Origin of the sequence: Parabacteroides sp. CT06 (assembly GCF_002257605.1) — a bacterium.
GTDB lineage: Bacteria > Bacteroidota > Bacteroidia > Bacteroidales > Tannerellaceae > Parabacteroides > Parabacteroides distasonis.
The window spans coordinates 423,302-438,894 of sequence record NZ_CP022754.1 but is presented as its reverse complement, the minus strand read 5'-3'; the positions used below and the strand labels follow the sequence as shown (position 1 = coordinate 438,894).

Genomic DNA, 15,593 nt, shown 5'->3' with positions numbered 1-15,593 from the left:
TAAAAGTTCCGAACTTTGTAGCTTTAAATAGTAATTACAATTATGATTAAAAAAATTAAAGTTACAGATCATCCACGTTTGATGGAAATCTGGGAAAGTTCAGTATTAAATACACATGATTTTCTTAAAGAGGAAGATTTTCTATACTATAAGGAACAACTTCCAGTATATTTTCAACATGTCACTCTATTCGGATTTGAACAAGAGGGAATCTTAGTAGGATTTATGGGAATCGCAAAAGGAAATCTTGAAATGTTATTCATTGACAATAATTATCGAGGTATAGGAATAGGAAAAAAATTAATCACTTATGCCATAGATAATTTGCAAGTAACAAAAGTCGATGTGAATGAGCAAAATAATCAAGCTGTCGGTTTTTATAAACATATAGGCTTTAACACATACAAAAGGTCTGATTTGGACGGAGAAGGTAAAGAATATCCTATTTTACACATGCGGTTATAGTTTTCCTTAAAATCACATAAACAAAAAATCCTTGGAAATCTAATGATTACCAAGGATTTCTTGTGACCCGGGTGGGACTCAAACCCACGACCTTCAGAACCGGAATCTGACGCTCTATTCAACTAAGCTACCGAGCCAAAGACTGCGCAAAAGTACATATAATATCTTAGTTTAGCAAATACAGGAGAGAAATATTTTATTTTTGATATTTTGCATATAAGTATTCTGCTTATTCTGCCATTTTGCAAATAAAAGCGATCACATTCTTGTTATTTTGCCATTAATCATTATCTTTGCCGCACATATTTCACAAACACAAAGTACAACAAGTATATGAGCTATCTTATTAAACCCGCAGGGTATAAAGCCTTACTTAACTTATCCCAGACTGAAATGGGAATCAAGAAGATCAAGGACTTTTTCCAGCAAAACCTCTCATCCGAGCTGCGCCTAAGACGCGTAACCGCACCTTTATTCGTACTTAAGGGCATGGGTATCAATGATGATCTTAACGGGACCGAGCGAGCCGTCACTTTTCCTATCAAGGATTTAAACGACTCTAAAGCAGAAATCGTACATTCACTCGCCAAATGGAAACGACTGACACTCGCCGATTACCACATTGAAGAAGGTTACGGTATTTACACCGACATGAACGCCATCCGCTCAGACGAGGAGCTAGGTAATTTACACTCTTTATACGTGGATCAATGGGACTGGGAACGTGTAATGAGCGAAAGCGAACGTAAGATCGATTTCCTCAAGGAAATCGTCCGTCGCATATATGCCGCTATGGTCCGTACCGAATATTTAGTTTACGAGATGTTTCCTCAAATCCGCCCGACGCTCCCCCAACAGATTCATTTCATCCATTCAGAGGATTTGTTACAAAAATATCCTACCTTTACACCGAAAGAGCGGGAAGACGCTATTACCAAGGAATACGGGGCCGTATTCATTATCGGTATCGGATGCTCGCTAAGCAATGGAGAGAAGCATGACGGACGTGCTCCGGACTACGATGATTGGTCTACGATCGCCGAGAACGGACAAACCGGATTGAACGGGGATTTATTGGTTTGGGATGATGTACTAAACCGTTCTATGGAACTATCCTCTATGGGTATCCGCGTCAATAAGGAAGCCTTGCTACGCCAGTTGGATATTTGCAAAGCCGGGGAGAAAAAAGAACTCTATTTCCACAAACGCCTCTTGAGCGGTGAACTTCCGCAAAGTATCGGCGGTGGTATCGGACAAAGCCGGTTGTGTATGTTCTATCTTCGTAAGGCCCATATCGGAGAGATACAGGCAAGTATCTGGCCGGAGGAGATGCGCAAGGAAGCACGTGCAGCTGGAATGATGCTTATTTAGTTAACAGCCAACTATTATATTATGGACGTAAAGATTGAAGAAAGCTGGAAAAAACGGTTAGCCGACGAGTTTGAAAAAGATTATTTCAAGCAATTGACCGATTTCGTTAAACAAGAATACCGCCAAGGTACTGTTTATCCTCCCGGTCCTTATATGTTCAACGCTTTTGAGCACTGCCCGTTCGATAAAGTGAAGGTCGTTATCCTCGGCCAAGATCCTTATCACGAGCCGGGACAGGCGCACGGACTTTGTTTCTCCGTGCAGGATGGGGTACCTTTCCCCCCTTCCCTCATCAATATATTCAAAGAAATACAAGATGACTTAGGGCATCCGGTTCCAACAACCGGCAACTTGATTCGTTGGGCAGATCAAGGCGTATTACTGCTAAACGCCACGCTCACAGTACGAGCGCATCAAGCCGGTTCCCATCAAAATAGAGGTTGGGAGACCTTTACCGATGCTGTTATTCATCGTCTGGCGGCTGAAAGAAGCCATATCGTTTACATATTATGGGGTTCCTACGCACAAAAGAAAGGTGCTTTCATCGATTCATCCCGTAACCTGGTTCTTAAATCAGCCCATCCGTCCCCACTTTCCGCTTACCGGGGATTCTTCGGAAACAAGCATTTCAGCAAAGCCAATGATTATTTAATCGCAACTGGGCAAACTCCCATCGAATGGTAAGATCATTGAGAATTGAAAATTAGCTATACAATCCAATAATTTTCAATTCTCAATTTTCGGTTCTTAATACCACTGCTGTCCATCCCTATAATTACTTCTCTTATCATACTTCAAATCTTTCAATAAAGCAGAGCTTACAGCGATACTGAATGTATAGGATTTATAAGGACCAACCGGAACGAAACTAGCCGTCATTTGCCAGCAGTGCAAGTTACGAGTTACGTTACAAGTCATATAAGAGATCTTCTTAGCGTCAAAATCATAAGTAGCGTTAAAGTTAAAACGCCAGTTCTTTGTCGGCTGGATATTTCCGTTAAAGCTCAAAGAGTGAGTCAAGGCGTAATCATACTCCAGTTTAGAACGATTAAAATCACCATACCGCAAACTCAAACCATAACTAAACGAGAGGCTCCAAGGAATCTTGGAAATTAAATAGCCATCGGCATCTGTCTCACCGGTCTCTTTCTTTTTGCCCAACAGACGGCCACCACTTTCCTTATTCTCGCCCTCTCCTTCTCCATCCGGGTTCAAGCCATCCGGATCTGCATTCGGATCCGTAGAAGCCGATTGATTCCCAGATTTATCCGATGAACTATCACCTCCTCCAAACAACTTCTTAAACGTATCATTATTAAATGTATAAGAAAAACTGGTGCTAGTCCCTCTCAAACGGCCAATACCCTTGCCTGCTTTCCAACGGGGAATATCGACACGATGCCCATTCTCATCGTACGTATAGGTATCGAACTGACCATTCAAGTTCAACGTATAACTCTTGGATAATTTCAAACGTAAACCGACACTCAAGTCACTCCACTTAAATGAATCCGCCGCCATATTATAACTCATGCCTAACGACAGCTTATCGATCAGACTAATTTTCTTGAATCCAGTAGAGTCCTTATCCGAACGCACCTTCATCTCGATATTGTTATTTACGTCAAAACTGATATTTCCTTGTTTTCCCGTTCCCGGAACGCCATACATATTATGAGCAAACGGAGAATACGTATATTCACGATCCTCACCATTCGCGTCTTGATATACATAAGTCTCATAAAAACCAAAACGAGAAGAAGCGAAGTCCGGCTGGGCGCTTACCGTAATAGACGGCTCGAAGCGGTGACGGATCATCTCAACCTTATTACCCAAGAATGGCAACGGTTTATAAAAACCATACAAGGTAGTAGACGCAGAGATAGAAGCGTTAAAATCGTAAATACGATAAAAACCATACGTAGTGTCGCGGGCTACCAAAGCCTGTTTCTGCGTATCATATTCCTGTTCGATCTTGCTGGTGTACCAACGTTCCTTATAATTGAAAGAGGGAGAAATATTCAAGTACTTGAGCACGGAGAATGTAGCGCTTACCGGAATCGAGTGCTGCATAGCATTCTGCCAATCTTTGATCAAATTCGATTTGAATAATAAGTTTTCCTTTGTCGTGATACTATTACTGAACGTACCGGAATAACTCATGGAGATCTTCTCGTACCAACGCTCCTTCCCGACCAGATGCTTCCGCTTGAAAGGGAAGATACGGCTCATCGTAACCGTCATGCTAGGCAAGGTTACGGCGATAGAAGAATCACGGGTCGTCTGGTTTATACTCATCGTACCGGAGATCGTGAACGGGTTATTCGGGAAACGTTTCGTTACGTTAATGGATGAACTCTTCGTATTCTGGTTCACGTCGGCATACCCGTTCGCGTTCGGATATAAACTGTTCTGATTATTGCGGTCATACGAAGAAGTAGAGAAGTTTACGCTCGCAGAGAAAGACAGATAAGGATTCGCCTTAGGGTCTTGCGTATGCGTCCAGTTTACCTTGAAGTCCTTAGACAAACTATAGTCGGGTAATCCCTTGTCACCCAATTTCGTCACCAAATAAGAAGCATTAAAACTACCCGAGAATTTATAACGTTTGCGGTAAGCCGACTTGGCCGACAATCCCCAAGATCCTTTCGTATAAATCTCCCCCAATAAAGCCAAGTCCATATAATCGCTCAAGGCGAAATAATATCCACCGTCACGCAAGAAGAAACCTCTGGTAGACTCGTCTCCGAAAGTCGGCATAATAATACCGGATGAATATGTACTCGAGAACGGGAAGAAACAGAAAGGTAACCCGATCGGATACAACGGCACGTCCTCCAAGACCAGATAGACCGGACCCGTTACGATATTCTTTTTCGGGCGCACCTTCGCTTTCGTCATCTGGATGTAAAAGTGAGGATGCTCATGCTCGTCGCAGGTCGTATACTTACCACCCACCATGTTCAAGATATCCCCTTCCATCTTTTTCGTTCGCCCGGCGGTAACATACCCTTCGCCCTGCTGGGTAATCACGTCCGTGATATATCCTTTCTTGGTACCGAAATTATACCGCATCGTCTTCGACTCATATTGCTGGTCGCCCTCCTTAAACAACGGATAGCCAAACTCCTGCCCGATAGAGTCGAGTCCAAACTTAGCGAACACGATGCTACTATCCATATTCATCTCGATCAATTCGGATTGCAGCTCGATATTCTGGTATTTGACATCGCCTTCCCCGTAAAGATATGCCCAGTTGCCAGCTGTCATCACGATAGAATCGGTCGCTTGATAACTGACCGGAGCATCTAGCCCGGTCTGCTTTTCTGGAATCGAATCTCCCGCTAACGTTGTACTATCCGTAGGAGCCACCAAGAGAGAATCAGTCTGCGCCAAGCTATCGGCAGGAGCGACAATCTCCTGCGCTTGCACGCCCAAGCCTCCCAAGAGGAAAACGAATAGAATGATTAGGACTCTATATATCAAAAACATTACTTCGTTCTTTGCAGTGTGTTACAGCGTGCAAATGTATAATAAATAAACGAGCCCTTATGCTTTTATTCCCCTAAAAAGAGTTTACACCAGTGTTCAAACTGCTCAACTGTCTCATTTCCATACTTGGATAAGCTCTGTTTTATCTTATCAGCCGGTTTCTCTTTCGTCAATTTAGTCTTGCTAAAGAATTTATCAGCGAAACAGATCAATTGTTCTTCCAATGACACGGGACGCATATCCCGATGTGGAACAGGCAAGTTCCGTTCCTCGATCATGGCAAGCGAAAGCCCCGTCCCCGTATGCCTCTCGCAAACTAAGGCGTGGCGAGGATACCCCTCTTTCCGCATTAAATCGGCTCCCAGATAGCCATGACAGATATAATCGGCCTCCCCATGGCAATCGATATCCGGTGCGTTACACAAAAAGATCCCTATGTCATGCAACATCGTCGCTTCCTCAATAAAAGTCAGATCCAGATTCATCTCCGGATGCAAACGGGCCAATGCTAATGCCTTATCCGCCACGCTACGGCTATGAGTCACCAAAATCCGGTAGGCATCCGAACTTTCCGGATAATATTTCTTTATTATATCAAGAGGTTTCATCCTATTTATTTTTTTGCGAGACAAAAATAAACAATCTCTCTCACATATACTACTTCTCATCACTGATACCCCTGAAACCAATTGCCCAGCTTCAAATCTTTTATATCCGCACCTGTTTCCCGTTCGCCTCTCAAATACTCAGAGAAGTAATCGACCATCCGCCAGTAATAATATTCATTATAGTCATCAAAATGATGACGTTTTCCCGGTACGATCAACATATCAAAGCGCTTGCCCGCCTTGATCAACTCGTCCACGACAACAATGGTATTTGCCGGATGCACATTATTATCGATATCGCCATGGATTAATAACAGATGGCCTTTCAAGTTCCTCGCCAATTCCTGATTGGTCGGGATGCGAATATCGAACGAGATATTTCCCATATCATCCGTGATCTCCTTTACTCCATGGTGTTTCTCTCCCCACCACCGGTTATAAATGTTATTGTCATGATTGCCGGCACAAGATACCGCCACCTTAAAGAAATCCGGATAAAGCAGCATAGCCGCTGTAGACATGAAACCGCCACCGGAGTGTCCGTGTATGCCGACCCGGTTGATATCCATGAATTTATAACGAGCGCACAACTGCTCGATAGCCACTTTATGATCCGCCATCGGATAATCACGCAAATTTCCATATCCATAATTATGATACCACTTGGAGCGACTGGGATGCCCTCCCCTGTGTCCCATGCAAACCACGACAAATCCGGCTTGCGCCAAACGATCCGTACGAGGATTCATCGGGATGTAGCGAAAGAAAGTTCCCTCCTGTTGCGGTCCGGGGTATACATAGTTAATGACCGGATATACTTTCGTGGAATCAAAATCAAAAGGCTTATACATGACACCATACAAATCGGTCACCCCATCGGCCGCCTTTACCGAAAAAGGCTCAGGGAATTTATAACCTGCCATGAATAATTGGGAGAAGTCACTCTCCTCCAAGGTCATCAATCGATTACCTTGGTTATCATACAATGCCGTAGCCGGGATCGTATTGACACGAGAATAGTTATCCACGATATATCGCATGGATTTATCCATAGAGACCAGGTGGAAATAATCGCCCGGAGTAATCAGCTTTAAGCCCGAACCATCCAGATTCACCCGATACAAATGCTCGTAATAAGGAGTCGTATCTCCCTTTTCCCGGGCATTCGCCTTGAAGTAAACGACACGATTCTTACTGTCCACGTCTACGATGGCGTCCACATGCCAAGGCCCTTTGGTGATACGGTTTTTCAAATTTCCTTGCGCATCATATAGATACAGATGCGCCCAACCATCCCGTTCGCTCCAATGGATCAATTCCTTACCATTATCGGTCATCGCTAGCGGGCGGGTTTCCATAGAAGTATTTAGACGTTCCTCAATGATCGCTTTTACCGAATCCTCCCCGATCGTATACGAACAGATATCCACCCGTTTCATATCCCGGCTGACACGGGTCAAATAGAAGGTCTGGTTATCTCCCAACCAGATCGAGTTCCGAGTGAGTCCCGTACGCTCCTTATCCGGCTTGGAGGCTAGATTGATTGTTTGATCTTTAAAACAATCCACCCGGATTTCTTTCCGCTTCCCGGTATTTTCCAAATCAAAGAGATATAAATGAACGATTGGAGAACCCGCCTCTCCCGGCATCTGATATTTATAGGTCTCAAGTGTAGGACGAGGTTTGGCGATCGAGTTAATCACCCATAAATCTTGCACCTCACGCTGATCCGACAAAGTCGCGACGAAATAACGACCATCGGGAGACCAGTTCCCCATTACATATTTCCGCTTATGGTCACATAAAGTATCGGTATTCAAGAAAGTCCGGGGCATACCAAAGCTAAAATCTTTTTCGCCATCCGTAGTCAAGGAGATCTCGGATATCGTCTTATCCTCCGGGTCCTTCACTGCCTTCTCATAATCCTCATAACTCATGACATACAGGTTCAAATCTTTCGCGAAGACTACCCGCTTTTTATCCGGCGATATATTCGCCCAACGGATTTTAGCAGAAATCTCGTCTTTCGTAATCCGAGTCAACCGGGAGGACGGATAATCATACGAGAAAAAATAGTTCCCGTTCGTACCCTTTATCGAGAAAGTAAACGTGCGATCATCTTCCTTTAAGCGTAAATCTTCGATAGGAAGTTGTTGTCCGGTAAAAGGCTCTCTCACGATCTCGCTTATCTGTGCCGCCAACTCATCCCGATCGAATAATAATCGTTTATTTCTCGAATCGGGGTCCACCAGATACCAGTTTGTCCCCTCACTCGTCTTATACTCGTACCAGAATTTGTCACTATTATTAAAATAATTGGGGGTAAGGGTATAAGAGAAAAGTAACTGTTCCGCATTCGACGGGGCGAAACGGCGTGCTTGCGTATATTCCGGTAGGACATCTTGCGCATAGGTGAAAGATGCCCACGACAAACTCAAAAAGGCTACCGCATAAAAAAGTGTTTTTACATTCATATTCTTAGTATTGTCTGTTATTCGCCTCAAAAGTATAAACTTTCTGTGAAAAACATTTCGTACTTTCGCGATCAGTACACAGTGATATATTATATAATGTAATGAAACAGATCCTTATATTCCTATTTTTACTTTATTGCCTGACACCCCGTGTCTATTCACAAAACGCCCCGTTAAAGCTAGGTGCCGAGCGGATGGATGTCGTCACTCGTTTACTGAAGGGCAAGCGGATAGGATTAGTGGTCAACCAGACTTCCATTTTGGAAAAGCGGCAGATTCATTTATTAGATGCGCTAGTAGCGGAAGGCGTAGACGTTAAGAAGGTGTTCGCTCCGGAACATGGATTCCGGGGAACCGGTGATGCCGGAGAGGAGATAAAAGACAGCCGGGACTTGAAAACAGGCATCCCCATCATCTCTATTTATGGGAAAAACAAGAAACCGTCCGCCGAGCAACTGGGCGACCTTGACGTGATTGTTTTCGATATACAAGATGTAGGTGCCCGTTTCTATACCTATATCAGCACAATGCATTACGTGATGGAAGCCTGCGCCGAAAACAACAAAGAGTTTATCGTGTTGGACCGCCCGAACCCGAATGATTTCGTAGACGGGCCGATCCGCCAGAAAGGATTCGAGTCTTTCGTCGGTGTCGATCCGCTCCCAATCTTGCACGGCTTGACCGTAGGGGAATTGGCATGGATGATCAATAAGGAAGGCTGGCTGAAAAGTACACCCGATACCTGCCGGTTAAAGATCGTAAAGATGGAGAATTGGAAACACGGAGATCCCTATTGGTTGCCAGTCAAGCCCTCTCCGAACCTCCCGAATGACCAGTCTATCCGCCTGTATCCGTCGCTTTGCTTTTTTGAGGCTACGAACGTTAGCGTGGGAAGAGGAACCTATTATCCGTTTCAAGTACTAGGTTTCCCGGATCCTAAATACGGGAATTTCACTTTTACCCCGACCTCCTTGCCCGGATTCGATACCAGTCCCTTGCAAAAGGATAAAGTATGTTACGGCATCGATCTGCGGGAATATCCGTTCGAAGGAGGATTAACCTTGCGATTCTTCCTCGACTTCTACAATAAAGCGGGAAAGGATCAAGCCTTTTTCTTCTCCCGTCCGAACTGGTTCGATTTATTGGCAGGCACGAAGCAGCTCCGCTACCAGATCGTAAGGGGCTTATCCGAGAAAGAGATCCGGGAAAGTTGGAAACCCGAGCTAGATCAATACAAGGCCATGCGTAAAAAGTATTTACTTTATCCGGACTATCCTACTCAAAATAAAAAATAAGAACGAATGAATTATTGGGAATCGCATACCCAAGTCGCCGTACGTTTCCGCCGATTCGACCGGAAACGTTACGCCGCATTCCGGAGTATGCACAAAGTCATTAACATTGGAGTCGTAACAGCAAGTATGCTACTATTCGCCCTACCCGACACGGCGCAAGCTCAAAAGACAATCGAGCCTAACCGGACCGGCGAGGAAGCTTCCGTAGAGCTGGAAGAGGTAGAAGTTACCGCCTCCCGTGCGCCTATCGCACGGAATCAAGCGACCAAGATCGTGACAGTCATTCCCGCCCGTGAGATCGCGACGGCACCTGTCACCAGTATCCAGGATCTTTTAGAATATGCTGCGGGAATAGATGTCCGGCAACGGGGAGAAGGAGGCACCCAAGCCGATATCTCCATTCGGGGAGGGACGTTCGACCAAATAGCGGTTCTCTTAAACGGGGTCAACCTCTCCAACCCACAAACTGGCCATTATAGTTTTGACCTCCCGGTGAATCTCTCGGACATAGAGCGCATCGAGGTGGTATCCGGCCCTTCTTCCCGTATATTCGGGGCCAGCGCTTTCGCCGGAGCGATCAATATCATCACGAAAACAGGAAAAGAGAACAGGATCTCGACCGACAATTACGCTGGAATGCATAAGCTCTGGAAACTGGAAGCTGCCATCAATCACGCGACCACTCATTTCGGACAGCGCCTTTCCGCAGGGTATGCCTCGTCCGGAGGGTATATAGACAATACAGACTTCAAACAATTAAATCTTTTTTGGCAATCGGAACTTAAAAGCGAGGAGGCCGATTTCCAATTCCAAGCCGGATACAACGACAAAGGTTATGGAGCGAATAGCTTCTACTCCGCTTCCTACCCCAACCAATACGACAAGACTCGCCGCTTTTTCCTCTCCGCCGGAGGAGAAACACATGGCAAAATCAAGTTCACCCCCAAGGTATACTGGACCCGACATTTCGACCGGTACGAGTTGTTCCGTAGCGATCCCGCCGATTGGTATACCGGGCATAATTACCATGAGACGGAAGTATTCGGAGCCAACCTCAACGCCACGACACAGTGGAAACTAGGAAGAACCAGTATGGGCGTGGAATTCCGAAACGAGGGAGTAAGGAGTAACGTATTAGGCAAGCCGATGAAGGAACCGCAGGATGTTCCTTTCGAGAAAGAGGGGCAATATCTAAAAAGCGATAACCGAAGTAACATCAGCTACTTTCTTGAGCATAACGTATTATTACGCCGCTTCACGTTGTCAGTCGGGGTCTTGGCAAACTATAATTCGGCCTTAAACGAAGGGATTCATTTCTATCCGGGAATAGATGCCAGTTACCGTATCGGGGACAATTTCCGTCTGTATGGGAGCTGGAACCGGGCATTGCGTATGCCGACTTTCACCGATCTTTATTATGAGGGTAAGACGAATAAAGGAAATCCGGACCTAAAACCGGAGGAAAGCGAAGCATTCGAGGTCGGACTGAAATACAACACTTACTTCCTCCGGGCTCATATAGCCGGCTTTTACCGAAAAGGCAAGAACATGATCGATTGGGTGAAAGAGAAACCGGAAGATATCTGGGAAAGCCAAAATCTGACAAAAGTCGATAACCTTGGTTTCGAGACTAACCTGAGTTTATTACCGAGGGAACTGGGCAACGAACGGTTCTTTATCCGGAAAATAGAACTGGGATATGCGTTTATCCATCAAGACAAGGATAGTGAGGGGTATATATCGAATTATGCGTTAGATTATCTGAAGCACAAGTTCACGGCTCAATTAAGCCATTCTATCTGGAAAGGTTTTTCGGCCACTTGGTATGTCCGTTGGCAAGACCGGGCCGGTAGTTATACTAAATACGAGAATCTTAAGCCGGCTTATGAGGAACCTTACGCTCCTTATTGCTTAGTAGATATGAAAGTAAATTGGGAATATCAGCGGTTAAATCTATATGCGGAGTTAAATAATCTGCTCAATTCCACTTATTATGATCTGGGAAATATCCCCCAACCGGGTATTTGGTTTAAGGCAGGATTCCGTTATAGTTTCAAATATTAATACCCAGTTGTAGAGACGGGGCGTGCCCCGTCTCTACAACTGGGTGATTTTATTTTTGCTTTTTGATCACCAACAACTTATCATTATTGGTCCCGAACAAAGCGATTTCCGTAACAGGAGCCGCCTCACCCTGTGCCTCAAAGCGCACCACCTTATTAAGCGCTTCCAGCAACTCACGTTCGCCGCTCATATCCGGGCAAGCCATTCGGGTAGTCGCTACCTGTGGGAACTTAATGATATTTTTATAAGCATCATTATATTCGATCTTCCCCATCAACCGATTGCAACCGGCATTTCCTGAAAGCCCTTGACGAGCCACGTCGAACACCAAAACCTGATGAGTCTCCTCGGGATTCAACGTCTTACCGTTCATCTCCACGACACCCCATTCACCATCCAGATCCGAGAAAGAAGCTACCACCGCTTTCTTGGATTTACAGCCGGCGAACAAACCGACGCCTACCAAAAGCAGGCAAATATAAAAAAGACCTTTTCTCATTAATTTCTCTCCAATACTAATAATACATTACCATCTTGGTCTACCAACAACATCTCATTCTCATCTTTTCCGGCCTTCACGGAACGAACCTGATCCATCGATTGAAGCACGCTCGTCTCCAAATCCATATTCGGACAAGCCATCATAGTCGTAGCGCCCGGAGCGATCGTAATAGAAGATACATCTTCCGGATCTAACGTGATCGTCGTATTGAATAAATTACAGCCTGTATTTCCATGTAATTTCTTCTCAGCCATATTGAAGTCCATCTGTGGCAGGCCTTCTTCCAAGACTTTCTCACCTTTCACTTCTACCACATTCCATTTACCTTCCAACTTCTTCACATCTGTCTTGACGTCTGAACAAGAAAACATCATCCCAACGAAAGCGGGAAGCAAAAACGCATAAAACAATACCTTTTTCATCTTCATCATAATCTTTTATAAAATATCTATTGTAATTAGTAAGACGCAAATAGAAGGCAAAATGTTCCCAAGAGCACCCTGTTTTAGCTTATATTAACAGGATTCTTGATTAACATCCTCTTTTTCCACTTCTGCGTTCGCCACCGCAAACAGAGTACCGCTCCCCTGGAACACTCGTCCAAAGCAAAAGCGAACCACATCCCCGCTAAGCCTAATCCGAACACGATACCGAACATATACCCGCAGAACACGGCAAAGAACCACATACAGAATAACTCGATAATTACCGGGACCACGACGTCGCCTACCGAACGCAAGCAGAATAAGAACAGCAGTACCGTGGCCCGCCCTTGCTCCAAGAGTACATCTACCAGCAAGGCTCCCATCGCAATCGTTATGATTGCTTGATTCTCCGTGAATATCCCCAATAAAGGACGTCCCAGCAGATAAACCCCGGTACTAGCGACCAGCGTAATCAGCAACGACCTCCTCCAAGCATACCAACTCAATAAATAAGCGGCTTGCTTCTTTCTCGCGCCCACCAAATTGCCGGTACAAATAGAAGTAGCTTGCGCGATCGACAAAGAAAAGATATAGCCGATTATCACGATATTCATCACATAAACACGAGCTGTCAAGTACTCATTACCCAGCATATTGATAAAGTAGACAATCGTCACCTGCGAGGCATCATACGAGATTTGTTCCGCTGCCGAAGGCAAACCGATCTTCAACACGTCTCTCAACTTCTGAAACGGGAACGGACGGAAATAAGCCAAAGGGATACGAGGCACCAACCGCTTGAACAGCATGATAAACAAAAGTGTCATCGCCACTCCCCGGCAAACAGAGGTAGAGATAGCCGCTCCTTGTACACCGAGGGCAGGGAAACCAAAATGGCCAAATATCAACGCATAATTTCCAAACACATTCAATACATTGATCAGCAAGGTCACCTGCATCGCGTAATTCGGCTTGTTCGCCGCACGGAGCACCGCCGATATCGTAAAACTAACCGCTTGGAAGAAGCCGAACCCTCCGACAATATGCATATAAGTCGCAGCGTCCGGCATCAGATCCGGACGGATATCCATCAGGACCAACATCTCCCTACCGAACAAGAAAAGCATCAAGCTGATCAAGCAACCGATTCCTGCGTTAAACAGCAAAGACGTCCCTAATACCTGAATAAAACTTTTATGATCCTTCGCCCCGAAATAGAGGGCGCACATGACGGAAGTTCCGGTCGTGGTAATATTGAACAGCAGGAATACCATGTTCAGCAATTGATTCACCACACCTACCGCCGCCACCGCGTTATCGGAATGATGGCTCAGCATAAGCGTATCCACCACGCCTAAAGTCAACATCAGCAAGGTTTCCAGAAAGATAGGCCCTGTTAATTTAAATAATTTGCCTCTCAGCCCTCTCGGGGCACGGAATAGTCTATACATGTCCATTGATCTGCTTTCTACCTAAACACCTTTTTTACGAGTCCGCGAAGGTACAAAGCTTTACGCTAAATAGGTTTCGCTATTTCTATTATTTTCCGTAAGTTTGTATCCGGTTGAATAATTTTTGATGAACAAACGAAGACAAATGGACAAGAAACTACCTATATGTATCGTATTAGTCATGTTGATGAGTTGTTTCTCCTGCAAACAGCCCCAACAGCCCACGGAAGACGCAGACATGGATACGCAGTGGGTGGATAGCTCACAGCATCTGTATCAATACGGCATCTGTATCGATTCCTTGGACGTAAAAGAGTATTTGATGAAAAACGGGGATAATCCCGCCTCCATCTTCTCCGGGCTGGGCTTCACGGCCTTGAAAGCAGACAGTATCAGCAGGGCATCCACCCATGTCCTCGATCCGACGAAACTGCGAGCCGGCATGCATTATTACACATTTTCCACGGTAGATTCCTTGGAGACGATCCGATATATCGCCTTCGCCAAGTCGCTGACCGATTATGCCGTAATCGACTTGACCGGCGATACGATCAACGCCTATGAATTTAATAAGCCGATCACCCTCAAGAAAAAATATACGGAAGGAGTATTAAACTCTTCCCTATGGAACGTGATCAAGGCCAACGGAGGTGATCCGTATCTGGCGATCAAGATATCGGACGTGTACGCTTGGCAAATCGATTTCTTCGATATCAAAGATGGAGACTCATTCAAGGTTCTATACAATGAGGCTTACATCGACGATACCACCGCCTTGAGCATCGCCTCTATCGAGGGGGCGATCTTTACGCATCAAGGCAAAGAGTTTGTAGCGATTCCTTTCACCCAAGACAGTATCTTCGAATACTTTGATGAGGAAGGGAACAGCCTTCGCAAAGCGTTCTTGAAAGCCCCATTAGACTTTTTCCGGATCACATCCCGTTTTACGAACGCCCGTTTCCACCCGATCCTCAAACGATACCGGGCGCATCATGGGGTTGATTACGCAGCACCGACCGGTACACCGGTACGCAGCATCGGAGCTGGTACGGTTATCGCCAAGGGATATCAAAACGGCGGGGGCAATTTCTTGAAAGTGAAACATAACTCCGTATACACCACGACTTATATGCACTTAAGCCGCTTCGCCAAAGGAATCCAAGTAGGCAGCCATGTGCAACAAGGCCAAGAAATCGCTTATGTAGGCTCCACCGGACTCTCTACCGGACCGCATCTAGACTTCCGTGTCCACAAAAACGGGCAACCTATCGATCCGCTAAAAATGGAAGCTCCCCCTTCTGAACCGGTGAAACCGGCCTATAGAGATAGTTTCGCTTTCGTTAAGCGGCAAATCTTGGCGGAAATAGATAGCTTTCATGTAGCCACAGTTAGTAAAGCATCTGTTATATATGAGAAAGATAGTATCAACCATTTAAATAACTAGCG

General features: G+C 45.2%; 12 protein-coding genes and 1 tRNA gene. 6 read left to right on the top strand and 7 right to left on the bottom strand.

Annotation, left to right across the window (positions count from 1 at the left end; genetic code table 11):
- Window positions 1-42 precede the first annotated feature (42 nt).
- Window positions 43-465 (top strand): GNAT family N-acetyltransferase, encoded by a 423-nt coding sequence (locus tag CI960_RS01735; RefSeq protein ID WP_005858943.1) that lies wholly within the window; start codon window positions 43-45, stop codon window positions 463-465.
- 63 nt (window positions 466-528) lie between these two features.
- On the opposite strand, the gene CI960_RS01730 is transcribed toward CI960_RS01735, so the two are convergent.
- A tRNA-Arg gene (locus CI960_RS01730) sits at window positions 529-602 on the bottom strand.
- 196 nt (window positions 603-798) lie between these two features.
- Here CI960_RS01730 and asnA point away from each other — a divergent pair.
- Both asnA and ung read left to right on the top strand, forming a co-directional pair.
- The gene (gene asnA, locus CI960_RS01725; RefSeq protein ID WP_005858945.1) at window positions 799-1,836 is read left to right on the top strand and encodes an aspartate--ammonia ligase; all 1,038 of its coding nucleotides are present in this window, start codon (window positions 799-801) and stop codon (window positions 1,834-1,836) included.
- 21 nt (window positions 1,837-1,857) lie between these two features.
- A complete protein-coding gene (ung, locus tag CI960_RS01720; RefSeq protein WP_005858947.1) occupies window positions 1,858-2,520 on the top strand; it encodes a uracil-DNA glycosylase in 663 nt (220 codons plus the stop codon).
- Between the two features lie 63 nt (window positions 2,521-2,583).
- Here ung and CI960_RS01715 read toward each other — a convergent pair whose 3' ends face one another.
- From CI960_RS01715 to CI960_RS01705, 3 genes are all read right to left on the bottom strand, one after another.
- Window positions 2,584-5,328 (bottom strand): putative LPS assembly protein LptD, encoded by a 2,745-nt coding sequence (locus CI960_RS01715; protein ID WP_094582178.1) that lies wholly within the window; start codon window positions 5,326-5,328, stop codon window positions 2,584-2,586.
- Between the two features lie 65 nt (window positions 5,329-5,393).
- Window positions 5,394-5,936, bottom strand: a complete 543-nt coding sequence (locus CI960_RS01710) for an HDIG domain-containing metalloprotein (protein WP_005858951.1) — start codon at window positions 5,934-5,936, stop codon at window positions 5,394-5,396.
- A gap of 59 nt (window positions 5,937-5,995) precedes the next feature.
- On the bottom strand, window positions 5,996-8,410 hold the full coding sequence (locus CI960_RS01705) for a DPP IV N-terminal domain-containing protein (RefSeq protein WP_005858953.1): 2,415 nt from the start codon (window positions 8,408-8,410) through the stop codon (window positions 5,996-5,998).
- 101 nt (window positions 8,411-8,511) lie between these two features.
- On the opposite strand from CI960_RS01705, the gene CI960_RS01700 reads away from it, so the two are divergent.
- Window positions 8,512-9,705, top strand: coding sequence for an exo-beta-N-acetylmuramidase NamZ domain-containing protein (locus tag CI960_RS01700; RefSeq protein ID WP_005858955.1), 1,194 nt, complete (start codon window positions 8,512-8,514; stop codon window positions 9,703-9,705).
- Between the two features lie 6 nt (window positions 9,706-9,711).
- Window positions 9,712-11,769, top strand: a complete 2,058-nt coding sequence (locus CI960_RS01695; RefSeq protein ID WP_005858957.1) for a TonB-dependent siderophore receptor — start codon at window positions 9,712-9,714, stop codon at window positions 11,767-11,769.
- Window positions 11,770-11,818: 49 nt separating this feature from the next.
- Here the strand turns inward: CI960_RS01695 and CI960_RS01690 are convergent, their stop codons facing one another.
- The 3 genes from CI960_RS01690 to CI960_RS01680 form a co-directional block, all read right to left on the bottom strand.
- Window positions 11,819-12,268 carry an META domain-containing protein gene (locus CI960_RS01690; protein WP_005858959.1) on the bottom strand — a complete coding sequence of 150 codons (450 nt, stop codon included), beginning with the start codon at window positions 12,266-12,268 and terminating at the stop codon, window positions 11,819-11,821.
- The gene (locus CI960_RS01685) at window positions 12,268-12,693 is read right to left on the bottom strand and encodes an META domain-containing protein (RefSeq protein WP_005858961.1); all 426 of its coding nucleotides are present in this window, start codon (window positions 12,691-12,693) and stop codon (window positions 12,268-12,270) included. Before CI960_RS01685 ends, CI960_RS01690 begins: the two co-directional genes overlap by 1 nt.
- Before the next feature lie 83 nt (window positions 12,694-12,776).
- Entirely contained in the window at window positions 12,777-14,147 is a 1,371-nt protein-coding gene (locus tag CI960_RS01680) for an MATE family efflux transporter (protein ID WP_005858963.1), read from the bottom strand.
- 145 nt (window positions 14,148-14,292) lie between these two features.
- On the opposite strand from CI960_RS01680, the gene CI960_RS01675 reads away from it, so the two are divergent.
- Entirely contained in the window at window positions 14,293-15,591 is a 1,299-nt protein-coding gene (locus tag CI960_RS01675) for a M23 family metallopeptidase (protein WP_008772654.1), read from the top strand.
- Window positions 15,592-15,593 lie beyond the last annotated feature (2 nt).